This is a genomic window from Bacillus sp. FSL M8-0266, from assembly GCF_038613425.1.
GTDB lineage: Bacteria > Bacillota > Bacilli > Bacillales > Bacillaceae > Bacillus > Bacillus pumilus.
This window is the reverse complement of sequence record NZ_CP152015.1, coordinates 1,393,406-1,418,017: the sequence shown is the minus strand read 5'-3', so window position 1 is coordinate 1,418,017 and position 24,612 is coordinate 1,393,406. Positions and strand designations below refer to the sequence as shown.

The 24,612-nt window shown below is 38.5% G+C and carries 29 protein-coding genes; 9 read left to right on the top strand and 20 right to left on the bottom strand.

The window, feature by feature from the left end:
- Positions 1-79 precede the first annotated feature (79 nt).
- The 3 genes from MKY83_RS07080 to MKY83_RS07070 form a co-directional block, all read right to left on the bottom strand.
- Positions 80-727, bottom strand: coding sequence for a hypothetical protein (locus MKY83_RS07080; RefSeq protein ID WP_342488430.1), 648 nt, complete (start codon positions 725-727; stop codon positions 80-82).
- A gap of 80 nt (positions 728-807) precedes the next feature.
- Positions 808-1,242, bottom strand: coding sequence for an ArpU family phage packaging/lysis transcriptional regulator (locus MKY83_RS07075; RefSeq protein ID WP_185106920.1), 435 nt, complete (start codon positions 1,240-1,242; stop codon positions 808-810).
- Between the two features lie 271 nt (positions 1,243-1,513).
- Complete coding sequence (locus tag MKY83_RS07070; RefSeq protein ID WP_185106922.1) at positions 1,514-1,705, bottom strand: XtrA/YqaO family protein; 192 nt, start codon at positions 1,703-1,705, stop codon at positions 1,514-1,516.
- A 76-nt stretch (positions 1,706-1,781) separates the two neighbouring features.
- On the opposite strand from MKY83_RS07070, the gene MKY83_RS07065 reads away from it, so the two are divergent.
- Positions 1,782-2,156, top strand: coding sequence for a hypothetical protein (locus MKY83_RS07065; RefSeq protein ID WP_185106924.1), 375 nt, complete (start codon positions 1,782-1,784; stop codon positions 2,154-2,156).
- A gap of 258 nt (positions 2,157-2,414) precedes the next feature.
- Here MKY83_RS07065 and dnaB read toward each other — a convergent pair whose 3' ends face one another.
- From dnaB to MKY83_RS07040, 5 genes are all read right to left on the bottom strand, one after another.
- Positions 2,415-3,743, bottom strand: coding sequence for a replicative DNA helicase (gene dnaB / locus MKY83_RS07060; protein WP_061418855.1), 1,329 nt, complete (start codon positions 3,741-3,743; stop codon positions 2,415-2,417).
- Positions 3,740-4,099 carry a replicative helicase loader/inhibitor gene (locus MKY83_RS07055; RefSeq protein ID WP_250026781.1) on the bottom strand — a complete coding sequence of 120 codons (360 nt, stop codon included), beginning with the start codon at positions 4,097-4,099 and terminating at the stop codon, positions 3,740-3,742. The genes dnaB and MKY83_RS07055 overlap by 4 nt, the downstream gene beginning before the upstream one ends.
- Positions 4,092-4,862, bottom strand: coding sequence for a hypothetical protein (locus tag MKY83_RS07050; protein WP_047947400.1), 771 nt, complete (start codon positions 4,860-4,862; stop codon positions 4,092-4,094). The genes MKY83_RS07055 and MKY83_RS07050 overlap by 8 nt, the downstream gene beginning before the upstream one ends.
- A gap of 10 nt (positions 4,863-4,872) precedes the next feature.
- Positions 4,873-5,274, bottom strand: a complete 402-nt coding sequence (locus MKY83_RS07045) for a hypothetical protein (RefSeq protein WP_075621652.1) — start codon at positions 5,272-5,274, stop codon at positions 4,873-4,875.
- 164 nt (positions 5,275-5,438) lie between these two features.
- Positions 5,439-6,200 (bottom strand): hypothetical protein, encoded by a 762-nt coding sequence (locus tag MKY83_RS07040; protein ID WP_283924436.1) that lies wholly within the window; start codon positions 6,198-6,200, stop codon positions 5,439-5,441.
- 140 nt (positions 6,201-6,340) lie between these two features.
- Between MKY83_RS07040 and MKY83_RS07035 the strand changes: the two genes are divergently transcribed.
- Positions 6,341-6,610 (top strand): hypothetical protein, encoded by a 270-nt coding sequence (locus MKY83_RS07035; RefSeq protein ID WP_283924435.1) that lies wholly within the window; start codon positions 6,341-6,343, stop codon positions 6,608-6,610.
- 187 nt (positions 6,611-6,797) lie between these two features.
- Here MKY83_RS07035 and MKY83_RS07030 read toward each other — a convergent pair whose 3' ends face one another.
- From MKY83_RS07030 to MKY83_RS07015, 4 genes are all read right to left on the bottom strand, one after another.
- Positions 6,798-7,253, bottom strand: a complete 456-nt coding sequence (locus MKY83_RS07030; protein WP_283924434.1) for a hypothetical protein — start codon at positions 7,251-7,253, stop codon at positions 6,798-6,800.
- A gap of 191 nt (positions 7,254-7,444) precedes the next feature.
- A complete protein-coding gene (locus MKY83_RS07025) occupies positions 7,445-8,095 on the bottom strand; it encodes a Rha family transcriptional regulator (protein ID WP_283924433.1) in 651 nt (216 codons plus the stop codon).
- A gap of 149 nt (positions 8,096-8,244) precedes the next feature.
- On the bottom strand, positions 8,245-8,517 hold the full coding sequence (locus MKY83_RS07020; protein WP_283924432.1) for a hypothetical protein: 273 nt from the start codon (positions 8,515-8,517) through the stop codon (positions 8,245-8,247).
- Between the two features lie 80 nt (positions 8,518-8,597).
- Positions 8,598-8,837 (bottom strand): helix-turn-helix transcriptional regulator, encoded by a 240-nt coding sequence (locus tag MKY83_RS07015; protein ID WP_283924431.1) that lies wholly within the window; start codon positions 8,835-8,837, stop codon positions 8,598-8,600.
- 115 nt (positions 8,838-8,952) lie between these two features.
- Between MKY83_RS07015 and MKY83_RS07010 the strand changes: the two genes are divergently transcribed.
- The 4 genes from MKY83_RS07010 to MKY83_RS06995 all read left to right on the top strand — a co-directional run bounded on the left by MKY83_RS07010 (position 8,953) and on the right by MKY83_RS06995 (position 11,630).
- The gene (locus MKY83_RS07010) at positions 8,953-9,312 is read left to right on the top strand and encodes a helix-turn-helix transcriptional regulator (RefSeq protein WP_061418827.1); all 360 of its coding nucleotides are present in this window, start codon (positions 8,953-8,955) and stop codon (positions 9,310-9,312) included.
- 12 nt (positions 9,313-9,324) lie between these two features.
- Positions 9,325-9,801, top strand: a complete 477-nt coding sequence (locus tag MKY83_RS07005) for an ImmA/IrrE family metallo-endopeptidase (protein WP_283924430.1) — start codon at positions 9,325-9,327, stop codon at positions 9,799-9,801.
- A 44-nt stretch (positions 9,802-9,845) separates the two neighbouring features.
- Positions 9,846-11,003, top strand: coding sequence for a tyrosine-type recombinase/integrase (locus MKY83_RS07000; RefSeq protein WP_047947392.1), 1,158 nt, complete (start codon positions 9,846-9,848; stop codon positions 11,001-11,003).
- A 165-nt stretch (positions 11,004-11,168) separates the two neighbouring features.
- A complete protein-coding gene (locus MKY83_RS06995) occupies positions 11,169-11,630 on the top strand; it encodes a YkyB family protein (protein WP_044139814.1) in 462 nt (153 codons plus the stop codon).
- Between the two features lie 33 nt (positions 11,631-11,663).
- Here MKY83_RS06995 and MKY83_RS06990 read toward each other — a convergent pair whose 3' ends face one another.
- The 3 genes from MKY83_RS06990 to MKY83_RS06980 all read right to left on the bottom strand — a co-directional run bounded on the left by MKY83_RS06990 (position 11,664) and on the right by MKY83_RS06980 (position 14,621).
- The gene (locus tag MKY83_RS06990; RefSeq protein WP_044139813.1) at positions 11,664-12,572 is read right to left on the bottom strand and encodes a chemotaxis protein; all 909 of its coding nucleotides are present in this window, start codon (positions 12,570-12,572) and stop codon (positions 11,664-11,666) included.
- Positions 12,573-12,645: 73 nt separating this feature from the next.
- Positions 12,646-13,956: an MFS transporter gene (locus MKY83_RS06985; RefSeq protein WP_081277092.1), complete on the bottom strand. Its 1,311-nt coding sequence runs from the start codon at positions 13,954-13,956 to the stop codon at positions 12,646-12,648.
- Between the two features lie 125 nt (positions 13,957-14,081).
- On the bottom strand, positions 14,082-14,621 hold the full coding sequence (locus MKY83_RS06980; protein WP_065097176.1) for an RDD family protein: 540 nt from the start codon (positions 14,619-14,621) through the stop codon (positions 14,082-14,084).
- 301 nt (positions 14,622-14,922) lie between these two features.
- Here MKY83_RS06980 and MKY83_RS06975 point away from each other — a divergent pair, with 301 nt between their 5' ends.
- Positions 14,923-15,075 (top strand): hypothetical protein, encoded by a 153-nt coding sequence (locus MKY83_RS06975; RefSeq protein WP_162839369.1) that lies wholly within the window; start codon positions 14,923-14,925, stop codon positions 15,073-15,075.
- 62 nt (positions 15,076-15,137) lie between these two features.
- Here MKY83_RS06975 and MKY83_RS06970 read toward each other — a convergent pair whose 3' ends face one another.
- The gene (locus MKY83_RS06970; RefSeq protein WP_065097175.1) at positions 15,138-16,022 is read right to left on the bottom strand and encodes a cation diffusion facilitator family transporter; all 885 of its coding nucleotides are present in this window, start codon (positions 16,020-16,022) and stop codon (positions 15,138-15,140) included.
- Between the two features lie 293 nt (positions 16,023-16,315).
- On the opposite strand from MKY83_RS06970, the gene MKY83_RS06965 reads away from it, so the two are divergent.
- Positions 16,316-17,485 carry an aminotransferase A gene (locus MKY83_RS06965; protein WP_003210942.1) on the top strand — a complete coding sequence of 390 codons (1,170 nt, stop codon included), beginning with the start codon at positions 16,316-16,318 and terminating at the stop codon, positions 17,483-17,485.
- A gap of 25 nt (positions 17,486-17,510) precedes the next feature.
- On the opposite strand, the gene MKY83_RS06960 is transcribed toward MKY83_RS06965, so the two are convergent.
- Positions 17,511-19,340 carry a PAS domain-containing sensor histidine kinase gene (locus MKY83_RS06960; protein ID WP_268508008.1) on the bottom strand — a complete coding sequence of 610 codons (1,830 nt, stop codon included), beginning with the start codon at positions 19,338-19,340 and terminating at the stop codon, positions 17,511-17,513.
- A 155-nt stretch (positions 19,341-19,495) separates the two neighbouring features.
- Positions 19,496-21,619 carry a penicillin-binding protein 2 gene (locus MKY83_RS06955; RefSeq protein WP_342488426.1) on the bottom strand — a complete coding sequence of 708 codons (2,124 nt, stop codon included), beginning with the start codon at positions 21,617-21,619 and terminating at the stop codon, positions 19,496-19,498.
- A 336-nt stretch (positions 21,620-21,955) separates the two neighbouring features.
- Here MKY83_RS06955 and MKY83_RS06950 point away from each other — a divergent pair, with 336 nt between their 5' ends.
- Complete coding sequence (locus tag MKY83_RS06950; protein ID WP_044139808.1) at positions 21,956-22,756, top strand: CAP domain-containing protein; 801 nt, start codon at positions 21,956-21,958, stop codon at positions 22,754-22,756.
- A 132-nt stretch (positions 22,757-22,888) separates the two neighbouring features.
- Here the strand turns inward: MKY83_RS06950 and MKY83_RS06945 are convergent, their stop codons facing one another.
- Both MKY83_RS06945 and MKY83_RS06940 read right to left on the bottom strand, forming a co-directional pair.
- A complete protein-coding gene (locus MKY83_RS06945; protein WP_065097172.1) occupies positions 22,889-23,761 on the bottom strand; it encodes an NAD(P)-dependent oxidoreductase in 873 nt (290 codons plus the stop codon).
- 13 nt (positions 23,762-23,774) lie between these two features.
- Positions 23,775-24,560 (bottom strand): SDR family oxidoreductase, encoded by a 786-nt coding sequence (locus tag MKY83_RS06940; protein WP_065097171.1) that lies wholly within the window; start codon positions 24,558-24,560, stop codon positions 23,775-23,777.
- Positions 24,561-24,612: the final 52 nt, after the last annotated feature.

Genomic DNA, 24,612 nt, shown 5'->3' with positions numbered 1-24,612 from the left:
TGCTGCGCCAACATTACGCCAAAAACACGCCAGTTTTACGCCAATAAAACGCCAAAATAAAAAAGCACCTCGAAGGATGCTACATTTTCATTTTCTTATTATGTATCTTGTCTAAAAAACTCCCCTGAAAATAATTTAAGTTTGCGTAGTAGTATTTGAAACTTGATACCGCAATAAATACTATTAAAAGTTGTATAGCTAACATAATCATAACCGGCAGCGGATAATAAAACTTACCATACTTAAATAGTGATGCTATCACTATAAACACGAAAGCTAAACAATGACTTACCAGTACAGTACCCAAAGCATGAATTGTCGATAGCAGATACCTATACCTTTCAACGATATAGTTTCTTTTATCTTCTTTAAGTTTTAATAAATTTTCGTGCCATAAAACCTCAAAATAAAAATAATCGTTCATATTGTTATCTTTCCAATTTGCAGGTTCGGGAAAATCCTTCACCTGCTTAACTGCATTATCAAAAATCCGGTTTTTATTAAATATCCAATTCGCTACAAAGTATAAATGATGAATTATATAACCCACTACCACTCCAAATATACTTAAAGAAATGAAAACTCCTATTAATTTTCCAAACTCATTTAAATTTATGTGCGCTGATATATAGGCATATTCAGTGATTGCAAAGTAGGTCCCAATCCAAAAAATTAACATCCATCTAGGGATGCCCCATCTTATCAAATACTTCGTTTCAAAACTCATAAAATCCCCTCCTTCCTTTTTATCGACAAAAATCGAACACATGATAGTATTCACAAAATTTGTCGAACAAAAAAACACCTCTAAACGGGTGCTTTATATACAACTTCATTGAGAGCGTAAGCCAGGTCTAGGAAAGTCCTTGCTTTTAACCTTGTATACGATCTTTCGCTCATGCCGATTTCATTATAAACCTGGTAATCAAAAACAGGTTCTTGCTGCATATAACGTTTAATGATTATTTGCCTCTCATTATACGGAAGACGATTGACCGCTCTTTGCACCTTCTCAAGAAAGGCATTTCGTTTCTGTTCCCACTCAATACGTTTAATGGCTGTGCTTTCAGTCGAAGAATGAAAAGCATTCGTCGCAGCTGGCGGCACGATACTAAATCCGGCCGTTATTTTAGGCAGCATATCATCAGGAACTTGAAGAAGATACAAACGATAATTGTCTAGTATACTTTCAACTCTTTTTCTCGTTTCTTTTTTATCTATTACAGGTGGTTCACTCAACATAAAATGCCCTCCCCCCTTTATTTGCTTTTTAACACCCCGCCACGGCTTCTTTTATATGTTGGGCGGTAAATACCCACGAGCTCCTTTATCTCTTCATATGAAAGCTTATGCGTGCGATTTCGAGCACGTTTGTTCTTGGGAACGTCAGTTCTTTTTTTAGACATAGATTTACACCTCGTTTTCTTCTTTTCTGAATATAAAAAAGGGACACCAACCAAACAGCGCTTATGCTGTTATGATCAGTGCCCCCCGGCTTTCCGGTAGAACGGTTTTATTCAAATAGTTCGCCTTCGTTAAAAAGCAATCGAGTCACTTTATTATTATGAGTGACAATTTTCGTTTCACCATGCGGCGGTAATTGTGTATATTTCAATATCCCATTAGAGAAAACCAAAACGATGGGCTCTTTTGTGCCTAAAGTCTCGATATCTATAATTTTACTTGGAATGGCTTGTAATCTCAATTATATCATCCTTTCATTATTTAAATTACAACCTCTTAATTTTTTGGTATAATTTAGATTTAAGGAGGTTATCAAAATGACTAATTATGAACTCGTAACAACATTTACAGGGAAAACGTTTAAATTTAAAAAGATCCCTAAATATGACATACTTATAGATTTACCAGATCAAAAAAATAAAGTGATATTGGCTTTTTTAAATTCTATATCCGGCATAGCATGCTATATCCCAGACGAAGATGAAGTTTATCATTATGCAGGAGATGTAAATTTTCACAATTCTAATGGCACTCAATGTATTAACTTCCATAGTAGGGCATTCTCCGAAATAATATTTAATGATGCAGCTGTACCAATTCCTAAAAACAATTCTGAATTCTGTAATTTAAGTATTAAGTTAGATGTTAATAAATCGAAAAAATGGTTTGAAAATATAGGGAAAACCTTTTGATTATTGGAGAAGAGTAATTCTTCTCCAATGTTAGTTAAATGTTATAAATTATTTATTATTCCTCCAATTGAATTTTTGTATGATAATTCTTTAAATGCTCATTCATCTTTTCTTTAAATTTCGGCTGTAGGTAAAAGAAAAGTTTTTCATCTTGGTCCGTCCATTTTATTACTGCCTTTTCGTAAACAAGAAATTCGATTAGCAATATCAAGGCGTAATAATTGAATGTCATCGCCTCGTTATACCAATCTTTGACCGTCATGACGATTGCCTATATTCCAAATTGACGAATTGGTTATATTCTTTGACGAACGCTAGTGACACAGTACCAACGGGACCATTCCGCTGTTTTGCTATGATAACTTCAATTATGTTTTTATTCTCTGACTCTTTGTCGTAATAATCATCACGATAAAGGAAGGCGATCACATCAGCGTCTTGCTCGATCTGCCCTGATTCTCGAATATCTGACATCATAGGGCGCTTATCCTGGCGTTGTTCAACTCCACGTGAAAGCTGACTCAATGCTATGACAGCAATGTCCAATTCCCTTGCCATCTGCTTGAGCATACGGCTAATTTCTCCGATTTCTGCTGTTCTATTTCCTCTGTGGACTGGATTTCCGACGATCAATTGCAGATAGTCAATAATGATCATCATGTCCTTTCCTTCAAATTCCCTTCTCATCTTGCGAGCCTTTGCCCAAATGTCATTAATCGTCATGCCCGGTTGATCAAATATTCTAAGAGCGGCACTATCTAAAACCCCGTTCACTTTGCTTAATCTGCCCCACTCATCAGCGTTTAAATTACTCGTGCGAATGGATTGAGCATTAATGTTTCCTATGCTTGATTGCATCCGTTTTATTAATTGCTTACGTGACATTTCAAGTGAAAAGATGCCAACCGCTCCGCCTTTATTTAAGTTGAGCGGGTTTTCCATGAAGTTACTTGCGACATTCAAACAAAAGGCGGTTTTTCCTACGGATGGACGAGCGGCGACGATGATAAATTCTTGCTTCTGAAAACCCGACGTCATTCGATCCAATTCAGTAAAACCGCTAGGCATACCAGTTACATCACCTTTAGGTGTTTCTAACTCCTGATAGATTTCAACAAGATCATTATTGATAGACCCATCATCATCCGTGCCAGTCGCATCCTCTAAACTCATGAGAGAGCTAATACCTTCTTGAATAACTTGACTTGTGTCCTCACTTTTGGATGATTCTTTAAGGTCAGCGGCTATTTTTGCAATCTCTCGCTTTTGCCAGTATTCAATGATCACATTTTCAAAGTAGGACTGTCTTGCGGTGGTGGCTGCCGTGTTCATCAACCCGGATAAGTATTCTCTACCGCCTATACTTTTTATATTTTCACGCCCAACATGTTCAATAATTGCGACTAGGTCAATAGGTTCGCCCTTTTTATCAAGCTCTTGAAAGGCTTTGAAAATGGATTGATTTTGTTGTCGGTAGAAATGCAGCGGTTTGAGCTGCGAATATTTAATCAAATCCGGCTCTTGTAAGATTGCGCCTAGATATTGCTGTTCCGCTTCATCGTTGTAATAAAATACCGCTCCTGTCATGATGGATCACCTATCCCAAGTACCTTTCGTATCTCTGCTTTATGCCGCTCGATCTGCTCTTGTTCTTCCTCGGTTGGTTCAGCCTTGTCCATTTCAGCAAGATAGTTTTGAGTTTCCTCGGCGTTCGGTATGGCAGCGGATCGGTCTTTTCTTGCCTCTTTCGCTTTGATTAGATCAGCAACTTTAGGAGGAAACTGATTGTATTTCACATAAACGATCAAATTCGCCTCGATCTTCTCGTAATTCTCGGGCTTTAAGATTCTTGCCCATGCGTCTAGCTTTGTTTGATCAAACTCAAAATGCTCGTAATATGTCTTGATTAGTTTTAACAATTCAAGTGTCTCTGCTTTAGTCATCTGTCAAATCAAACTCCTTTTCATTCACAGCTACTTTTCTCTTTGCTGCTTCTCTATCGCTTTTAATTTTTACGGTCAATTTATCGAATTGCTTTCTTAGACTTGCAGGACTTAATATATTCGATTTCCAAAAACTATCTTTTTGCGTCCAGTTAATCAAATACTTCACCTGTGCATCCGTCCGCTTGTCGATCTGTCTAATCAACCTAAAATCACTAGCCCATTTTTCTAAGTTCGGTTTTTTAGCTTGCGGATTATTTTCAAGTATTTTTTGATAAAGCAAATTGGCATTCTCCATGTCACAAGGTTCGTACTTGTGACGAGAATTATTTATCTTCTTTTCATTCTTATAATTCTTTACATTCTTGTTTGTATGTTTTTGTGTTCGGTTCGTGTCTTTTTCGTGTTCGATTTGTGTCTTTTTTTCATTTTCTGAATCGTGGTAAACCCCATAATTGACAATGGTTATAAGCGTCTTTTTTGTGTCTTTTTTATATTCGATCATCCCATCGCTTTTTAACAGGTCGAGAAACTGCGAAACCTTTGTATTTGACCAAGACCAATGAATACCAAGTTTGCGAATTGAAGTCACTAGCTCGCCCTTTTTCAATTCATGCAAGTCATTTCCTGACACGAATTTATAATCTTTATGACTGGCTTTCATAAGTAAATCGAGCCAAGCTTCATATTTAGAAAACTTCCTTTTTTCTTGATATATCCAATGATCTTGTATGCTCCGATGAAGCTTAATCCAACCAATCATCACAATCACCTTACTTTAGAAAATTTACGTTCTTGCTGTACGCTGCTTCATCCATCAAGTAGCGGAAACCTGCCACAAATCCAGTTACAAAAGCGTCTTCTACCTCAAGACCCGCTTTTGCTGCGTGCGCTGAATCAAAATCTTTCAATAGATTTTTTGAGTGAGACAACAATCCTTCTAGTTTTTCGTATAAATCATCTACATTTTCTTGTGCCTGTACTGTTGATTCAGACCATTCAATGTCAGCGGTAAGCGGACCTTGAGGACCATAAAGTATTTTGGTAGCAACAAATTTTAGAACGGAAACCATGCCCGCATCATACATGTAAGCCTCTTTTTCATCTTGACGACCGATATGCTCTAGCTTCGCTCTCGCTTTGAATACCTTTGAAGGTGTCCCCATTAATTTCATTTGAAAAATCCCCTTTTTATCTCAAATTTGATTATTGTATTTTATTGTTAATCGTGTTAAAGTCTATTCAATATCGGGAAGTGTAGGAGCTTCCCGATACCCTTCCTTACTTGCATGACCCTATAATGATGACAAGTAAGAAATCTATGCTGATCCCGAGTGGGTCAGCTTTTTTGGTCGGCTATGTCTAAACGAAACTTGTCCAAACGTTTTAAAGCTGTTTCTATATTGTTGTGTGATAAAATCGAAAAGAACTCGTCGCTTTTTTCATCTTCTAACACCCATTCATGAACAAAATAACAAAATGTATTAAAATCAACTTCCTTAGGAATAGAATCAATATGGCTTTTTACTTCTTTCGCTCTCTCTTTGCTATGGTCAATTGTTAGCAATGACAAGAATTCGTTTTTAGTCATCGGGAAAAATGACAATTCAATAATTTTAGAAATATCCGAAACACGTTTAGGTCTTAAGAAAATGAGGTATCTAACTTGATGCATTAGCTCATAAACTTTTCTAACTTTTTTCTTTACATAATTCTGTCTATACGCTTCCTCTAGTTTTTCAAGTAAAGAATGAATTGTCCAAAGGCGATAACGATAATAACTAATAATTTTTTCTTGCTGATTCAAACCTCTTTGAATTCGTTTAGCCCAAACCAAAGCGTTGAATTTACTATAGTTTTTCAATGGTAGTACCTCATCCCACTCAAATGCCTCTTTTAACTTTGGTCCAAGTAATTCAAGGGCTTCTTCCTCTGTCAGATCGGTCATTATCTCTTTTAAGTTTGCGTGCATAATCTTTTTAATACCGTGTGAATATAAACATTCATAAGCATTGATAGCAGCGGTTAAGAGCGGTTCAATCTCTTTCACTTCGGTGTAAACCTTCTTTAGTCTCTTATTCCATGTTGTGATTGTTGTCATTTGTTTTGTCCTCCTAAAATGTATTTCTGCCAGGAGCGGCAGCGGGTATCACCTGTGAATAGAAAATATTTCAATTCTACCTTTTTTCCAATCCCTTACAATGGTATAATGTTCCTATCTATTAGATAGGAGGTGAAATTATGGCGGTATATCTTGTAACATATGACCTAAACAAAAGTGGCCAGAATTACGAAGATCTGTATAAAACATTAAAACAACAATTCATAGCCTACAACCACATAATGGAATCATGTTGGTTAGTCGAAACAAACAATACAGCTCAAGGAGTATATGAACTATTAAAGGATGCTTTAGATTCTAATGATCGTATACTAGTAACCCTTATTACAGATGATAGACAAGGTTTGCTAGATAAAGATGCCTGGCAATGGATAAGGGACCGAGTTTAAACTTATTCGAATTGTTTTGCTCACCTTTCAAGGTGACAATCGCTATTTTGAAATATAACCAGTCAGGGATTATAGTCGTTATTCAAATTTAGCAACTTGCAATCTTAGACCAATAATTTTAGATTCAAGGTTTTTCTCTTCTTTTCAACCTCTGTTGCCGCAGGGGTTGTTTTCTTTTGTTTGTCGCTCATGCTGTTACCTCCTTTGTTTCGATATTATCTAATGAAATTGCATGTTCTATCGGAATATACGCCCCTTCGCCCTGCGCTTTCAATTTTGCCTCGACGTCTAGTATTTCTTCTACAGACGCTTCTCTCAACCGCAGGACACAGGGAACACCGTTCACATCGAAGCTACTAATCGCAGCGCCACGCTCATGATGAACCTGTTCCACAACTTCAAAGATAGTACCGTTGTTATTGCTTTCCGATTTATAGAATAGGACGAAACCTTTAAGTCTAATAACAGATTGAACATTTCGGATAAAGCTCTCACGGTCTACTGGCTCGGGACAAATGTTTTCTATCAACAATTTCATTTGCTTTACCTTCTTTCTGTTTGTTTTGACTCCACAATTTTGAGGAGTGAGTTTTTTTGTTTGTTTATCGGTGGGGTAACGAAACGTTACGTGATCTCCAGTCATTTAAAACGACACCAGCTCATAGCTTCTTCATAGTTTGACAGCTCAAATTTGAGCTATGCGATTAATTCAACATTTGACGGCGCAAAATTGCGCTGTGAGGGTGTCACAAATCGTGCTTCAAAAGTCGGAAAATGCGACCTTTGAGGATGTCGGTTGAAACTACCCCCTATGTTCAACATAGTCCGTCATCTTTAAATTAACGGTCGCCATGTGCCAATCCATGAAATGGCTTCTTCAAAGTCTAGCTTTCTTAAATCCTTGTATGTCGGCACTGCAAAAGCGTCCCTAAAATTGCGGTGGATGCTCGAAAACATACGGCGTTTAATTTCTTCTTCTCCTCCATATCGCTCGATAAGCTCGTAAACACGCTTGTTAATTCGTTTTTGAATGACGGTTTGCTGATACGCATTGATAGATAAATTGTTCTCTAGTTTGCCAATCCGCTCATCTGTTTCGTTCTGCCTTTGCTCAAGTCGAATCATCTGTTGAAGCTGCGGGCTAAGATTAGAAAAGTTTTGTAAGTTTTGTTCCATCTGATTGAATTGGGTTACGTAAGCAGCGGTGAACAATACGCCCTTCTCGCCTGTCATTTTGTTAGCGACCATTTCGCAACCTTGTTTAGTAAGTAAATAATGTTTATAAAGTTTCCCAGTACCCGCTTGGTACGTGCTTTCAATAAAGAATCTATCAGGGCTCAAATTTGAGCTTTGACCCAAAACCTTTAAATATCCTTCGATATCTCTCACAAGGTTCTTGTGAAGTTTTCCAGTCATTTCCGCTACTTCTCGACTGTCCACCAAAAGCTGTCCATTCTGCTCAATTACTTGTAAATTGTTATTCATGTTGTTCCTCCTGTTTTTCAAGTTATTTGTCATTCCCCAAGTTTGGGGAGTGAGTCTTAAAACGACCTGTATATAAAGAGTGACCATTTAACAAAACGAGTTGCAGCGAATTTAAATTTTTTCAATTTGCGTCTGTCCACGCTGTTTTTTTACCATTCGTCCATAATTTGTTTCATTACTTCTTTTGATTCTTCATAGAACCAAAACCGCTTGCCACGTTCTTTACGTCTTTCAAGTAACTTCATTCTTGGATCATGCAAAAATTCGTTTTCTAAAAAGCTCTTACTCATGCATGTTCTCTTTGACATTTCATCTATGTCCCAAGTGAACAAAGTTTTTGCGATTGCGGAATTTAGTTGATCATTAATATAAGTCCGTAATTCATCTTGATTAAGGCTTATATTCAACTCTGCAAATTGCATACTTTTCCACCTTTCAGGCAAATTACAGAAAACTGTAATTACACTATTGCGTTATTTTAAATGACGGTTTATAATAATGACTATCGGAGCTTTAATACTTTTACTTCTACATCTAATAGATCAGGAAACAACTTTTCAGGTGAAGTATTAAAGTATTTCGATATTTTAAAAAGGAGTTTTGCGTCAGGGTTTCCCCTGCCAGCTTCTATGTTTCGCATATGATTTTCGCTAATATTTAAATCAATAGAGACTTGGCGTTGTGACACTTTATATTGTTTACGAAGTTTACGGAAAACTTCTCGACGACGTGTATCTTGCATAATTTTCACCACCTTCATTGTGCTTTTAATTGACACTTAGATCGTAACACGTCATTTATATAAACGTCAACTAAAAAAACGTCATTTTAAATGAATTTTTTCAGGAGGATCAATAATGACGGAAAATGAAAAGAAAGAACTAGGGAAGCGGATCAAAGAATGTAGGTTAGAAATAGGGCTATCACAAGAAGAATTAGCAACAATGTTAAAAATGAAACGGACCAATATTGCTAACTACGAGGGGGGAAGAATTGTTCCTCCAGGTTCAGTGGTTTTAGATATGAGTAGAATTTTCAACGTTTCAACTGATTATTTGTTAGGTAGAACTAAGGATAAAGAAGAATTAGTTAATTTAGATGAAATAGACAATATGACTTTAGCTTTTCACCGTGATGGTTCAGATTTAAGCAAAGAAGAAAAAGAAATGGTATACGACTTTATTCAATTTGTTAAATCAAAAAGAAACAAGAAATAGGAGTGACTGTTATTGTTTAATTACGAACAATTATTAGAGCAAGCGCAGTCATGGAATGTGTTTGTATATGAAAAAGATACAAAAGGAACAACCAAAGGTCTCTACGTTGACAGTCATATCTTAATTGACAAAAAGATGTCCACGATAGAAAAGAATTGTATCTTAGCAGAAGAATTGGGACATCATCATACAACCTTCGGAAATATATCAAATCAAAATAAATTACCAAACAAAAAACAAGAATTGCGTGCACGTGAATGGGGCTACAAGTTGTTGTTCCCGCTGGAAAAATTAATTGATGCACAAAAAGAAGGAATAAGAAATCGTTTTGAATTAGCTGGATACTTGAATGTAACTGAACAATTCCTTGAAGATGCTCTAAAAAGATATAAGGAGAAATATGGCTTATATAAACAAATAGGAAAGCATACTATTTGTTTCGAGCCTTTAGGAGTCATTGAAAATTTTGAGGTGGTGATGCCTAAATAAACGCCCCTTTTAATGCGTCTGTCCACGTAGAAAGGGCTGATACAATGAAGATGGAAAAAAGCAATAAAGATGATCATTTGTTTTATTATTATAATGCTAAAAATGAAAAACGGTGGTGCTATCGATACCGTTATTATGATGAATTTGGCAAGCGTCGTGAAGCCTCGAAACAAGGTTTCAAAAGTGAAAGCGAAGCCTATAGAATGCTTTTAAAGGTTAAATCTTCTATATTAGATGGAGAGATTAAAGAAATAGAAAGTACAAATTTAACTATTTCTAAGTGGTTTGATATTTGGATGGAGACAAACCGAGATCAATGGAAAACGCCCACTATCAAAGCGAGGGTTTTCACAATAGAGAACCACATCAAACCTTTGTTGGGGAATATAAAGATCAATAACCTAGACGCAGCAACATATAAGAAGAAGTTTATTAATAAGTTATTAGACAAATTAACTCCCAGTACGGTTCATGCGTACCATACAATCTTCAAAATCGGAATTAATGCTGCTGTCGAAAACGAAATAATAAAGAAAAACCGCTTTAAAAAGGTGAAAATAAGAAAAGACAATCCAAGCACTCTGATTGTCGATAATTTTTATACTGCTGAACAATTAAGCATTTTTCTGGAAGGCGCTCAAGCGCTTAAAAGTATTTCACATTATACTGCACTTCTCATACTTGCAAGTACAGGTATGCGTAAGGGTGAAGCGTTAGGTCTAACATGGAAAGACATTGATTTTAACAAATTCAGAATCACAATAAACAAAACCCGTGATTATGATGGTTTACGCCCCCCAAAAACTAATAATAGTTACCGCACTATAAAAGTCGGGGGGAAAGTAATAAACCAATTAAAATTATATCAAAAATGGTGTAAAGAATTAAAGCTTTCCTTTGGTCAACCTCTAAAAGAAGAAGATTTCATATTAATCAGTCGGACAAGCGGAAAACCTATATCACCTAACTCACTTAATTATGCTGTAAATACTGTCGCTGATAATCAAAAACTAAAAAAAATAACTGTTCATGGTTTAAGGCATACTCATGCGACTATACTTATAAGCAAAAGAATTCCAGTCAAAGTAATAGCTGATCGTCTTGGGAACAGCCCTCAAATGATTAATGATATCTATAGCCATACTTTTGAAGAATTAGAAATAGAATCAGTTGAAGTTTTTGAAGAGGCTATGAATTTATAATTTGGGGGATGTTTTGGGGGGGATTCTAAAACAATCAATTTTTAATCCCCTCTAATCCCTTTATACCAAAGGTTTTCTTTTTACAATAAGTCTATTTGCAATTTACTAATAAAAACGTATAATTTATACTAAGCACAGGAAGACGAAAGACAAAGGAGAGAAAAAATGGACGATTATGCTCATACTAAAGACATAGAACCTACAGCAGAAAACATCGCAAAAGCCATTTATACTGTTAACCGTCATGCTAAAACCGCACCAAATCCCAAGTTTCTTTATCTTTTGAAAAAACGTGCGCTGCAAAAACTATTGCAAGAAGGTAAAGGAAAAAAAGTGGGCCTACATTTCTCTAACAATCCCAAATATAGTCAACAACAGTCCGACGTGCTGATTGAAATTGGAGATTATTATTTTCACCTGCCACCAACCAAAGAAGACTTCGAATTTTTGCCACACTTAGGAAATTTAAATCAATCATATCGCAATCCGAAAGCGAATATGTCATTAAACCGAGCAAAGCAAATCCTTCAAACGTATGTCGGTTTAAAAGAAAAACCTGCCGCCACAAAACAAAAATCACATTATACGAAACCCGTCTTCAAACGACTAGGGGAAAGTTATTTTTAAACAAAAAACCACTCATGACGAGTGGTTTTTTGTTTAGATAATAAAGTGATCAACCTTTTCAATGAGCTGATGAATTTCTGGTTTACTAATTTGATCATCAGCACCAATTGTTTCCCCTTTATGCCGCAAATCTTCAGTGATTAACGAAGAGAAGATGAGAATCGGTATGGAACTCGTTAAAGGGTTTTCCTTTAGCAGTTTTGTTAATCGGTGACCATCCATTTTTGGCATTTCAATATCCGTAATAATCATATCAATTTCTTCTGTCACAGTAATTCCTTTGCTAACAAGATCCATGACGTGATCATATGCCTGTTTGCCATCTTCAAAGGTCACAATGTTTTTATAGCCTGCTTCAGTTAATTCATTTGATAATAAACGCATGAGAAGCGGAGAATCTTCAACGACATATAGCTTCTTCCCTGTTCTTCTTTCGTCTTTCTCACCGTCAAACATATGGTACGTTTCTACACCAGAAGCCGATTCAATATCATAAATGATTTTTTCATAGTCTGGAAGGAACATCATTTTCCCATCAAGCTTAATAATGCCTGTTAAATGACGTTCCATACCTTGATTGAGTGCAGTTGGCTTTTCAATCTCTTCCCAGCTGACGCGGTGAATTTGTGAAACCGTTCCTGTATGGAACACAAATTTCCGTTGGTTGAATTCAGTCACGATATACTTCTCTTGTTCGGACTGATCTGACTCGACATTAAAAAAGGAAAATAGATTGATGACTGGCAAAATCTCGCCTCGTAAACTAATCATACCTTCTACGTCTTTGTGAGAGTGCGGTACAACAGTCAACTCTACCGGCTGAATGATTTCTCTTACTTTCATCACGTTAATGCCGAATTGATTTGAACCAATTTCAAACTTTACAATTTCCAATTCATTTGTACCAGAATCAAGTAAAATTTCTTGTTTGTTTAAAGCCACGGAAATCCCTCTATTCTTCAATATAAGATTGTACTTTTTATATCGGCAGCATAGGTAAAAAGTTGACGTTTCTTTACGCTTTCTCTCGTACGAATTGATGAATCACAAGTCCTATCGCTGCGAGAATGAGTAAAGACCCTAGTGCAAGACGGCTTGCGAGGTTTCCGTGCTCTGCAAACAGCAGAGTGACTGACCCATAAATGATGGGTCCAATAATGGAAGACACTTTCCCTGAGAATGCAAAGAGACCAAAAAACTGTCCTCTCTTTTCCTTTGGTGTCAGCTCAATAATCAATATTCGTGATGCCCCCCAGCTTGCGCCGAGTGAAATACCGAATAAACTGCCAGCCACCCAGAAGATCCATTCTGTTGTGGCTGTCACAGCCAGAATCAGGGCAACGATCAAAATCACATACACGACTGTAATTGAGCGCTTTGCCCCAATCGCTTTTGTGATATATCCAAATAAAAAGGAGCCAATGATACTTGAAATGGTCGACACAAGATAAAGCAGAATAAATTGTCCTGCAGTAAAGCCAATGATGATTTTGGCATACACAGCCATCATCGCAATCGCTGTCTGTAAGGCATCATTCATAAAAAAGAAAGCAATCATAAAGATAAAAGCCGGCTTGTAATGCTTCATCTCTTTAAACGTGCGAATAATTTCTTTATACCCGCTGAAAAATGACGCCTTTTTCTCTTGCTGCGGAAGTGGATGAGGGTCTTTTACATAAAAGAGAAATGGCAGGAAAAAGAGAAAGAATAATAGTGCTGTCGGAATAAATGCTTCATGAAATTGGTCATTGCCAACAAGTAAATAAACTGAGAGACCGACGAGTGTCCCTAAATAACCAACGGCAATGCCAAATCCAGAAATTAGTGGTATTTCATCCTTTGTCCCAAGATCAGGCAGGATGGTGTCATAAAACACTAGGCTCGAGTGATAGAAAAATTTTGCAATCACAAACAAGGTGACCACTACTAATAAAGAGACAGGCAGCCCAAACCATTCGGCTGAGAAATCAATTCCAGCAAAGATCCCCATCAAAAACGTACAAGCTATACATATTAGAGTAAACACTGTGATGTAGCGCTTCTTTTTTCCTGTACGATCAATCAGGACTCCATATAATGGTGTGAAAATGACGAGGAAAAAACTAGCTAGTGCGTTTGCATAAGATATAAATGTACTAGCGATCTGATCCATTCTCGCACTGTCTCCGATCGTTTCCTGCAAGTAGAACGGGAAGAAAATGGTGATCATATTCGATGAAAATATCGTATTTGCAAAGTCATACAATGCCCAGGCCAAAATGGGTGCTGTCAAAAACAACCCGAAGCCTGCCCTTTTTTTCTGCATGGTCTTTTTCCCTGTTTTCAATCGTTTGTCTCCCTTCCCTGCCTAATTTTCCACTATCATTCTATTTTATGTCATACGTCCCTCTTCCATACAAGCAATCTATATAAAAAGCACCTCTTACGATTGAGCAGAGGTGCTTTTTTTCATTATTTCTTCACAACAATAGTACTTGCAATTAAATCGTGAAGTGCTTGTTTTTTCTCTGTGAAAAAGGCAATGATGTAGCCAATATATAAGATTGGAGACAAAAAGCCTTTTGCAAAGAAGCGGCCTGTTGCACGGCCGAATGTCACTTTTTCGCCCGTTACTCTTGTCACTTTAATCCCAAGAGCCATCTTACCAAGCGTTCCTTGCAGTTTTGTTGATTCCATAATGGCGTAATAAAGCCATGTCACCACGATACCGATCAAGATCGCTCCTATATAGAAAAAGATAAGTCCCATAATCACTGCCCATTCTTCATCTGTCATCACGGTTGTTGAATAGTAATAGCTGTCGTCATCCATCATCAAGGCTGCCTCTGGACTTGAGACAAAAAAGAGTGTTGCCAAAATAAACATGATAAAAGAATATGGTACGCCGATGATGATACCATCCAAAAGGTGTGCAAGAAAACGATAGCCTACGCCTGCTAGCTCAGGATGCTTCTTTTCTTGGATGTGTGGTTCTGTTATGTTTGTTTCCATCCTATTTCTCCTTTATTATGTATGTTTTCTATAAATTTCTTATAATCATTCGTTATTATATCTTATGAATATCGCAAGATCAATGTAACTTTACACTTTTACATATATTTTAGATCAGTTCATCCTCAATGATTTATGTGAATAAATACTGAAAATTTGTGAAAATCATGGCATTTCTAGTTCTTTTACCTCCTGATTTTTTAACATTTTGTGATATTTTCGTCTTGTTTCCATTCTGCTGTTGACAATCGTTCTTCACATGGTACAATAGTCAAGGATTTTTTAAAGAAAGGTGTTCATGATGGGAACTGTCGTACTATTAAAGAACAATGAAATGACTGTGATTGAAGATATTTGCGAAGCTGATTTTTTAGACATGAAGCATGATTTGTCAAATGATGACGCAGCTTATATCTCTTGGTATGAAGATTACGATACTGCTTATGGATATTGATTTCATTTCATAGATGAAGCGTAAAAAAAGGCGATACAACCTAAGTTGGTTGATCGCCTTTTTTACGTTTGTGAAGTCCTTTCACTTTCAGGTTCTACATGAATAAAGATTTGTGCATGCGGAAATTCTTGCAAAATCTTCTCTTCAATTCGATCACATAATTGATGAACATCTTCAATCGTTGTCTTGCCATCTACAATCAAATGAAAATCAATATATTCCTCTGCACCGGATCGTCTTGTTCGAAAGTCATGATATTCGATAAATTCTTGACTGAATCCTTGAATGATTGCTTCGATCGATTGTTCTTCCTCGGGCGTTAGCCGGGCGTCTACGAGCGGCGGGAAGGCTTCTTTCATGAGTTTAAATGCTTCACGCATAATAAAGAGAGCAAGTATCATTCCAATGATCGGATCTAAGAAATACCAGTCGGTTAATGCGACGAGCAATAAACTGAATGCGACCCCTAATGACGTATACACATCTGTTAACAGGTGCAATGCATTCGATTTCATGGCGACAGAATGTACTCGCTCTGCCTCTTTGTTCACAACCTTCGATACGATAAAATTGATGAGCGCGCCTATCAGCATCACCACAATGCCAAGCACAGGCAGCTTGACTGGCTCTGGATGCATTAGTTTGTGAACACATTCGTAGATGATCCAAATGCCCGCAACGAAAATCAGCAAGGTCTCAATCGTTCCAGAAATATTTTCGACTTTTCCGTGTCCATAAGGATGTTTAGAATCTGCTGGCTTTCTTGAAATACGAACAGAGATAAATGCAATAAAAGATGCCATTAAATCGAGAAAAGAATGAATGGCTTCTGATAAAACCGCAACAGATCCAGTGAGCAGACCTACAATGACTTTTAAGATGACAACAAATGTGTTACTTATCACGGATAGAAACGCTATTTTTGATGTCTTCGCTGATTGTTCCATTTATCGTCCTCCTTTAGGAGATCGTATGTCTATGAAAGCAATTCCCATGACCCTGATTCTCACGTTCTTTCAGTTTACGCAGTTGTGACGTTTTCTAATCATGTTCACCGCAGCCTGTATTTTCTCGTGAGGTTACGCTATAATAAATGTTGCTCTTTCTTCAATATATCACTCATGCTGTGATGAATAGGAGAATAGACTACAGATAATGATATCCAGTGCCTTTCGCAGGTGACATTTATGCAGTGAATGGTAAAATAGGATAAAAACATAAATTTTTAAGGTGATGAGAAATGGAGCATTTGCTGAATCCAAGAGTAAAGGATATTGAAATTTCAGGCATTCGAACATTTTCAAATCTCGTATCGTCATATGAGGATGTCGTTTCTTTGACGATAGGCCAGCCCGATTTTTATACGCCGCATCATGTCAAAACAGCTGCAAAAGCAGCCATTGACGAGAATTTTACTTCGTACACTCATAATGCTGGTTTCCTAGAGCTAAGACAAGCAATCCAGCACTACATCAAGAAGAAAGTCAACCTTGATTATGATGCAGAGTCAGAAATCATTGTGACGACAGGTGCAAGTCAAGCGATTGATGCTGCGTTTCGAACCATTTTGTCAGAGGGTGATGAAGTGATTTTACCTGGACCTGTCTACCCTGGCTATGAACCGATCATTCGAATGTGTGGCGGGAAGCCCGTACATATCGACACAACGAATGCTGGCTTTAAATTAAATGCCAAGCTGATTGAGGATGCATTAACGGAAAAGACAAAGTGTGTTGTGCTTCCTTATCCTTCAAACCCAACTGGTGTCACGCTTTCAGAAGAAGAATTGAAAGAGATTGCCCAGCTCCTTGAAGGAAAAGACATCTTTATTTTATCCGATGAAATCTATAGCGAGCTGACATTTGACCGGCCGCATCATTCAATCGCTTCTTTCTTAAAGGAACAGACCATTGTGATTAACGGACTGTCTAAGTCTCATAGCATGACCGGCTGGAGAATTGGCTTTTTATTTGCTTCAGCTCCCATTGCTAAACATGTATTAAAAGTACATCAATATAACGTGTCTTGTGCCTCGGCTGTCTCACAAAAGGCGGCACTTGAAGCTGTGACAAATGGTGTGGATGATGCACTCATCATGAGAGAGCAATATAAGAAAAGGCTCGATTATGTATATGATCGGCTCATTTCTATGGGGCTTCCGGTCATTAAGCCTTCTGGCGCTTTTTATATTTTTCCATCCATTGAATCGTTTGGGATGAGTTCCTTTGATTTTTGTATGGAGCTGTTAGAAAGTACAAGACTCGCTGTCGTACCAGGGTCTGCTTTCTCTCCACTCGGCGAGGGGTATGTGCGTCTATCCTATGCTTATTCACTTGAAACACTGAAAGAAGGACTTGACCGCCTAGAACAATTCGTTCTTGAAAAACGTTCCATTCATTTAACAGACTGAAACAACGGCTCTCCTGCCGTTGTTTTTATTTTGCAGGAAACATGATGTGAAATGCGGTGCCCTTTTCGGGATGACTATCCACACGGATCGTGCCGTTGTGATTTTCTAAAATATTAAATGTCACCATAAGGCCAAGTCCAGTCCCTTTTTCCTTTGTCGTTAAAAAGGGCTCTCCTATTCGCTTCATGACCGATTCAGGAATACCGACCCCTTCATCACGAATGGTAACGTGGATTCCATCTCTTTCTGCTTTGGCCGTAATGTCAACCTTCCCTCCGTCCGGCATGGATTCTACGGCATTTTTGATTAAATTGATAAACACCTGCTTGAGCTGATTTTGATCCCCGTTCATCAGGAGACCCTCTTCTATCTCACTAGTATTCATTAAAATGCCATTTAAGTTCGCTTGTGTTTCTAATAAAGCCGTGACTTCGCTGATGATTTTTTTCAAATCTAGTGTCTGCATCGATGCCGTTTGCTGCGGTTTTGCCAGCATGAGCAGCTCACTTAAAATAATTTCTATCCGGCTCAGTTCAGAGAAAACAATCTCGAAATATTGATCCCGATCTTTTGTTTGCGGTTTAATGAGCTGTAAAAATCCTTTGATGGCAGTCAATGGGTTTCTGATCTCATGTGCAATGCCCGCAGCCAATTGGCCTGCGATCGATAATTTTTCAGATCGGAGCATGAGCTCTTCTGTCTGCTTGCGTTCGGATATATCTCTTAAAATAATTTGAACGGCTGTTTCTCCAAAAAATGTAGTTGGGATACACACCATTTCTGTATAAATCAGCTTGTGTTTAAACGTATGACAGCTCATCGTGACAATCTCAGAATCTGATGCTCTTTCAATAATACGTGATATGCTTTTTTTCACTTTTTGCTGGTCACATGAATGGATTTGATGGAAAATATCTTTTCCTATTAATTTATCGTAATGCTCGGCTTCAAATAATTTAATGCCTGATTCATTCATAAACACCCATTTGTGATCATGAATAACCGCAATCGTATCAATGGAGTTTTGGATGAGCAGCTGATACCGCTCACGGCTTTTTTGCAGAACGGTTTGAAATTTCTTACGAGATGAGATGTCTACTAATAGCAAAAGCTCTGCCCGCTGATTTTGATAGATCGTTGGTGATGACTTCACTTCGATATGAATGCTGCTTCCATCTTTCCGTTTCCAAATCTGTTCAATCATTCCGACTGGAAGACCTTGCTGCAGCCTCGTAATTCGGCTTCTCACAATGTCATGGTACTCCTCAGCAATAAAGTCAAATGCAGTTTTGCCGATCATGTCATCTCTTGTACTTACCCCCATTAATTGAAGCATCGCATCATTCGCATAAACAATTTCCCCTAAAATCGTAATACATAACGGATTTGGCAGCATGGCAATCAATTGTTCAGCTTCACTGACATGTTGGAAAGCCGGCAGACTGCCTAACGACTGTTCTGACACTTCTGATGTTGTTTGAAATGCTGCTTTTTGCGGTTCAGCGTCCAGCACCCTCATTTTTAGGATCATTTCTCTACTTAATTCACTGTCTAACTCATCACAAGCAACAAAATCAATACTAGCTTCAATCCATACAGCTGTTAGGTCACTTCTAAGCAGCCTAAAGTGGGAAATCTCTAGCATGTGCTGATTGTAGAAATAACTCTCGACGAGAAATTGATCTTCGGTATGAACAAAGTCTTTCAAAAAACACCCTAGTAAATCCTTTTGTTCATAGAGCAAAAGCTGCTTACAGCTAGAAGAAATGTAGAGAAAGCGGCCATTAGAAGAAAGAACGGCATGTAAATCAATATTCGAATAAAGCTGATTCGAATCTTTCATTTTTTGTTCCATCGTCGTCCGACCCTCCTTTTCATTTTTTAGGGTTGTCCTTAGATTGATGTATAAAAAAGATTCGCTAGAAAACCCGTATTTTCCTTCCGTCATCGAGGGAAACGTCCATATTTTCAGCAAAAAAGAGCACATTCTCTTGATGTGCTCTCTGCTGTTTACTGCTTTTCGTATTTCTTTTGTAATTCAACGTACTTATCAATAATTTTACTTGGGATGGTTTTAATGACGGAATCTTTGTCTGAGACATAAGGGGTTACGACACTAAAAGCCACCTTCGGATTGGACGATGGATAATATCCTCCAAAGGTTAAATTGTACGTGGCATTTCCCCACCAGCTGCGGTTAGCACCATAGTAAAAGGTTTGGGCCGTCCCTGTTTTTCCTGCGACATCATGCTGACCAAAGCGGCCAGCGGCAGTACCGCCAGTCGATGTGACCATTTTCAGCCCCATTTTGACGCGGTCAATATCTGCTTTTGAATTGTTAATCGTGTTCAGCACCTTCGGCTCATATTTTTTCACGACTGGGCCTACTTCATTCTTCTTCGTTGGAAGGTGAACGCTTTTCACCACTCTTGGCTGAACGCGATTTCCTCCATTGGCGATCGTCGACATGTACTGGGCAACTTGAAGCGGTGTATACGTGTCATACTGGCCAATTGCTTCATCGAGCAAAAGTCCGCCGACCGTCTTCGGATGTGTCTGCATCCCGCTTGATTCCTGCGGCAAATCGATCCCTGTTTTCACGCCAAGACCGAATTGCGCATAGTAGTTTCTCATTTTTTGCAAGTGCTCAGGTCTTGCTCGTAACGGACCATTCTTTTGATAGTTAATACCTGCCATTCTCATCGCCACATGAAACATATAGACGTTCGAACTTTTTTGGAGTGCCCGCAGATCGTTGACCCATCCTAGATTGTTGTAAGACTTCTTAGGCTTTCCACTTCCTGCAAAATAGAGCGGTGTATCCATATAGGATTGGTTGTGCGACATACCGTCTTGATAACCAGAGAGGACAGTAGCTCCTTTGACAACAGAGCCCATTTCGTACTGGGTCGTAAATGTTCCGATGGCATAATCAGTGACGTCTCTGCCGTCCATTTTCTTGCCAGACATCGCAAGAACATCCCCAGTGTTAGGGTCCATCATCACGACAAATGCACGGTCCATCATATAGTTTCTCGCACTAGCGGCTCTAAGCTCTGATTCGACGATCTTGTCGACTTCCTTTTGCAGCTCCATATCAAATGTCAGTGCAAGATCAAGTCCTCTTCGTCCCTCTGTCCGCTTGATTTCATCGAGCAGCTTCCCGCCAACCTGAGTATATTGAACGGTCGCTTTCTCCGGGTTCAGAAAATCCTCGTATTGATACTCTAAATAGCTCTTCCCTACTCGGTCATTACGTGAGTAGCCTCTTACCATATAGTAATCTTCACGCTCTTTTATAATCCCTTGCTCTGGTGTGGTCACACCGCCAAGTACATTATAAAGGGTCTTCTCATACGGATATTTTCTTGTCCAATCATTGATGACATTCACACCAGGCAGTTCATCAAGATGCTCTGACACAAGTGAAATCTCTTCATAGGTCAAACTCACAGATGATGTCTGCTTTGACTCTTTTGTTTCATCGAGTAAAGCAACTTTTTCGTCCCCTTTTTTCTCTTCATTGGGGTCCATTGCTTTCACGATTTGAGGCTCAAAGGCATATCCGCCTGTAAATCGACGATAGATCGCTGCAACTGCTTTTTCCTCTGCATCTTTTTCGATCGCCTTAACTTCTTTCTTAGGCACACGCTCTACTTGAAGCGGATAGACATCTTTTGCTTTAAGATTCTTTTGCTCTGCTTTTGAAATGAGCTTATCCGCTTCTTTCGGATGGCTTGCCAGCCAAAAATCTCGAATGTCACGCTCTCTCAAAAAATCAGTATCCATTTTTATATAAGTCGCAAGTTTTCTTGCTACCTTAATCTTATCTTTCGCTTTCACACCGCTTTCTGATGTATAAACGATGGCAGGTACACTTTCATTATCAACGACGACTCTTCCTCTCGCGTCATACATTTTTCCTCTCGGAGAAGGGTATGATGCTGTTTTGACCTCTGTTCGGTTTGCTTGCTTTTTATAATCCTCACCATTGACGATTTGCAGCACACCAAGCTTGATCACAAGCACAGCAAACAAACTAAAGACAGCGAAGAAAAAGAGATTAATCCTCCAGGCGTTCCGGCGCTTGAATTTTTTCTGCTCGGCACCACCTTGATGCTGTTTCTCTCCCACTTATGTAGCTCCTCTCATCCTTTCAATCTTTTACAATTACCACTCATTATTGTAACACTTTTGTAATAGTTGTTACAGCGAAACAAGTGAAAAAAAGCTGTCAATCCCTATTATGCAAAAAAATATACTAACACTTTAAAATATTGGTATGTTTATGTCGTTTTCATTAAATGGAAGAATTCCCTATCCTTTGATATGAGGCGGGTTTTTTTGTCACTTTAACAAAAATGACAAACAGGCATTGTCAATGGAGGATGCTGGTACGTTTATAACAAAAAGTCCATGTTATGATTTTCTGTGAGAAAACAAAACAAAGATTTTAGGAGGAGTTACAATATGAAGAAGAAATCATTCTTTTTTTCAGCGCTAACGGCTGCTGCACTCATCACATTCACTGGGGGACATTCAGCTGATGCGAAGGAGCTTAACCTGAAACAAGTAATACATGTACAGCATCAAACCATTGATCTTCATACATTAGCTACAAAATTACATATCTCTTCAGATGTAAACAAGCTAAGCAAGTCGAATCAAAAAGAGATCGAAGCTCTTTTAAACAAGCTGATTAAAAGCGGTCAACCTGTCACTGGCACAAAAGTGGTGAAAGAAGTAAACAAAGCAAAAAATGAACAAAAACAAGAATCAGTGAAAAAACCTACTGCTTCTAAACCAAGTGCGCCAGCAAAACAAAATACAAACAACAATAACAATACAAAAGCTGATCAAAAAGACACAACGACAGCAAAAGCAGACAGCAGCTTGAATGCATTTGAAAAAGAAGTCGTTGAGCTTACAAACAAAGAGCGTGCAAAGCAAGGATTAAAAGCACTTTCTGTTGATTCAAAGCTAAGCAAATCTGCTCGCGCAAAATCTCAAGATATGAAAGATAAAAACTATTTCTCTCATACAAGCCCAACTTACGGATCTCCATTTGATCAAATGAAGAAATTCGGGATCACTTACAAAACAGCAGGTGAAAACATTGCCCAAGGTCAAAGATCTCCTCAAGAAGTGGTGACTGCTTGGATGAACAGTGAAGGTCATAGAGCTAATATCTTAAACAAAAACTATACACATATCGGTGTTGGTTATGTGAAATCTGGCAACTACTGGACGCAGCAATTTATTGGAAAATAATATCAAAAAAACCTGTCCCTCATTGGGGCAGGTTTTGAATTTGTCTTCTTTTTAGCGTGATTGAAAACCTTCAAAAAATGAGAGGGTTTGTTTACACGCTACAATCTGTCCCACGTAGATGGGACAGATTTTTTATTTCATCCATAATTTATATATACTTTGGGTGCCGCTGTTTTCTTCTCCCTGCTCACTCAGCTTTTCATAAAGTGACTTTGCAAGTGAGAGTCCTGGCATTTCTTCTCCCATCAGCTCTGCTTCTTCAAGTGCAATGCCCATATCTTTAATAAAATGCTTCACGTAGAACCCTGGCTCGAAATCACCTTTCAGCATTCTTGGTGCAAGGTTTGACAAGGACCAGCTTCCTGCCGCGCCCGTTGTGATGCTTTTGAGCACGTGCTCTGGATCAAGGCCTGATTTTTCGGCATAGGCCATAGCCTCTGCGACACCTACCATGCCTGCTGCAATCGCAATTTGGTTACACATTTTGGTATGCTGGCCGCTTCCTGCAGGTCCTTGATATTGAATGTTTTCGCCCATTTTCTCAAATAAGGGCAAACACGCTTCATAGGCTGATTTTTCTCCGCCAATCATGATCGCAAGCGTTGCATTTTTTGCGCCTACGTCTCCGCCAGAAACTGGTGCATCTAATGCAAACAGCCCTTTTTCTTTCGCTTTCACTTCAATTTCTTTTGCCAGCTGAGGCTTCGATGTCGTCATATCTATCAGATAAGTACCAGGCGCAGCATGTGCCACAAGCCCCTCTTCACCTAAATAGATTTCTTCTACATCTGATGGATATCCTACCATTGTGATGACAGCATCTGCATGTTGTGCAATTTCCTTCACTTCCGGCTTCCATGATGCGCCTTTTTGAATGAGTGCATCTGCTTTCGCTTTTGTTCTTGTATAAACGAGAACTTCATAACCTGCATCCATTAAATGTTCTGCCATACTGCGTCCCATTACACCAGTTCCAATAAAACCAACTGTTTTGATTTGTGTCATCACTTGTTCCTCCTTAAAGAGACTTTGTCAATCCACCATCAATGATAAGTGTTTGACCTGTCATATATGTACTTGCTTCAGATAAAAGAAAAGCTGCATATGCTGCAAATTCCTCTGGCTGTCCATAACGGCCAAGCGGAATCGTACGTTCAGCCTGTGCTTTGATTTCTTCAACCGTTTGGTGCTCTACCTGCGCGCGGTGCTTATCTAGCTGTTTGACGCGCTCTGTTTCAATTTTCCCTGGGGCTAACGTATTAATCAAAATACCATCCTTTGCAAGCTCCTGAGCGGCTGTTTTTGTCCAGCCGGCAATAGCCGGTCTAAAAGTATTTGACAGCATTAAGCCTGGGATCGGTTCTTTTACTGACATAGACGCAATGTTTAACACGCGTGCACCGTGTTTTTTCAAATAAGGCAAGGCCTCTTTTAATAATCGAATATAGCTGAGTAAATGAAGCTGAAATGATTCCATCCAGTCTTCATCTGTTAAGGTTTCAAGCGTCCCTGTTTTAGGCCCGCCTGTATTGTTCACAAGAATGTCTACACACTTCTCATCACCAGCTGCCGCTTGAACTAGCGCCTTGATTTGCTGCGCGTCAGACACATCACATACTTGATAAGTCAGCTTTCCTTTTACAAGCGGAGATAATTCTTTCACCGTTTCTTTCAGCGTGTGCTCATGCCTTCCTGAAAGCATCACATCTGCTCCCTCTTTTGCTAGAGCAAAGGCAATCGCTTTTCCGATACCTTGACTGCTTGCAGCGACCAATGCTTTTTTTCCAGATAAATTGACATTCATGTCAACACCTCCTCTGCTTTATTTTATCATACAAAAAGAACCTTGCTCACGT

Coding starts and splice junctions, on each gene's coding strand:
- MKY83_RS06980 (WP_065097176.1), bottom strand. CDS start 14,621: ATGGAAACAAACATAACAGAACCACACATCCAAGAAAAGAAGCATCCT.
- MKY83_RS07050 (WP_047947400.1), bottom strand. CDS start 4,862: ATGATTGGTTGGATTAAGCTTCATCGGAGCATACAAGATCATTGGATA.
- MKY83_RS07045 (WP_075621652.1), bottom strand. CDS start 5,274: ATGAAATTAATGGGGACACCTTCAAAGGTATTCAAAGCGAGAGCGAAG.
- MKY83_RS07055 (WP_250026781.1), bottom strand. CDS start 4,099: ATGACTAAAGCAGAGACACTTGAATTGTTAAAACTAATCAAGACATAT.
- MKY83_RS07030 (WP_283924434.1), bottom strand. CDS start 7,253: ATGACTGGAGATCACGTAACGTTTCGTTACCCCACCGATAAACAAACA.
- MKY83_RS06970 (WP_065097175.1), bottom strand. CDS start 16,022: ATGGAACAATCAGCGAAGACATCAAAAATAGCGTTTCTATCCGTGATA.
- MKY83_RS07010 (WP_061418827.1), top strand. CDS start 8,953: ATGACGGAAAATGAAAAGAAAGAACTAGGGAAGCGGATCAAAGAATGT.
- MKY83_RS07020 (WP_283924432.1), bottom strand. CDS start 8,517: ATGCAATTTGCAGAGTTGAATATAAGCCTTAATCAAGATGAATTACGG.
- MKY83_RS06960 (WP_268508008.1), bottom strand. CDS start 19,340: ATGGAACAAAAAATGAAAGATTCGAATCAGCTTTATTCGAATATTGAT.
- dnaB (WP_061418855.1), bottom strand. CDS start 3,743: ATGACAGGAGCGGTATTTTATTACAACGATGAAGCGGAACAGCAATAT.
- MKY83_RS07075 (WP_185106920.1), bottom strand. CDS start 1,242: ATGTTGAGTGAACCACCTGTAATAGATAAAAAAGAAACGAGAAAAAGA.
- MKY83_RS06995 (WP_044139814.1), top strand. CDS start 11,169: ATGGACGATTATGCTCATACTAAAGACATAGAACCTACAGCAGAAAAC.
- MKY83_RS06945 (WP_065097172.1), bottom strand. CDS start 23,761: ATGACACAAATCAAAACAGTTGGTTTTATTGGAACTGGTGTAATGGGA.
- MKY83_RS06975 (WP_162839369.1), top strand. CDS start 14,923: ATGGGAACTGTCGTACTATTAAAGAACAATGAAATGACTGTGATTGAA.
- MKY83_RS07000 (WP_047947392.1), top strand. CDS start 9,846: ATGAAGATGGAAAAAAGCAATAAAGATGATCATTTGTTTTATTATTAT.
- MKY83_RS06965 (WP_003210942.1), top strand. CDS start 16,316: ATGGAGCATTTGCTGAATCCAAGAGTAAAGGATATTGAAATTTCAGGC.
- MKY83_RS07025 (WP_283924433.1), bottom strand. CDS start 8,095: ATGAATAACAATTTACAAGTAATTGAGCAGAATGGACAGCTTTTGGTG.
- MKY83_RS07035 (WP_283924435.1), top strand. CDS start 6,341: ATGGCGGTATATCTTGTAACATATGACCTAAACAAAAGTGGCCAGAAT.
- MKY83_RS07040 (WP_283924436.1), bottom strand. CDS start 6,200: ATGACAACAATCACAACATGGAATAAGAGACTAAAGAAGGTTTACACC.
- MKY83_RS07065 (WP_185106924.1), top strand. CDS start 1,782: ATGACTAATTATGAACTCGTAACAACATTTACAGGGAAAACGTTTAAA.
- MKY83_RS06950 (WP_044139808.1), top strand. CDS start 21,956: ATGAAGAAGAAATCATTCTTTTTTTCAGCGCTAACGGCTGCTGCACTC.
- MKY83_RS06940 (WP_065097171.1), bottom strand. CDS start 24,560: ATGAATGTCAATTTATCTGGAAAAAAAGCATTGGTCGCTGCAAGCAGT.
- MKY83_RS07080 (WP_342488430.1), bottom strand. CDS start 727: ATGAGTTTTGAAACGAAGTATTTGATAAGATGGGGCATCCCTAGATGG.
- MKY83_RS07015 (WP_283924431.1), bottom strand. CDS start 8,837: ATGCAAGATACACGTCGTCGAGAAGTTTTCCGTAAACTTCGTAAACAA.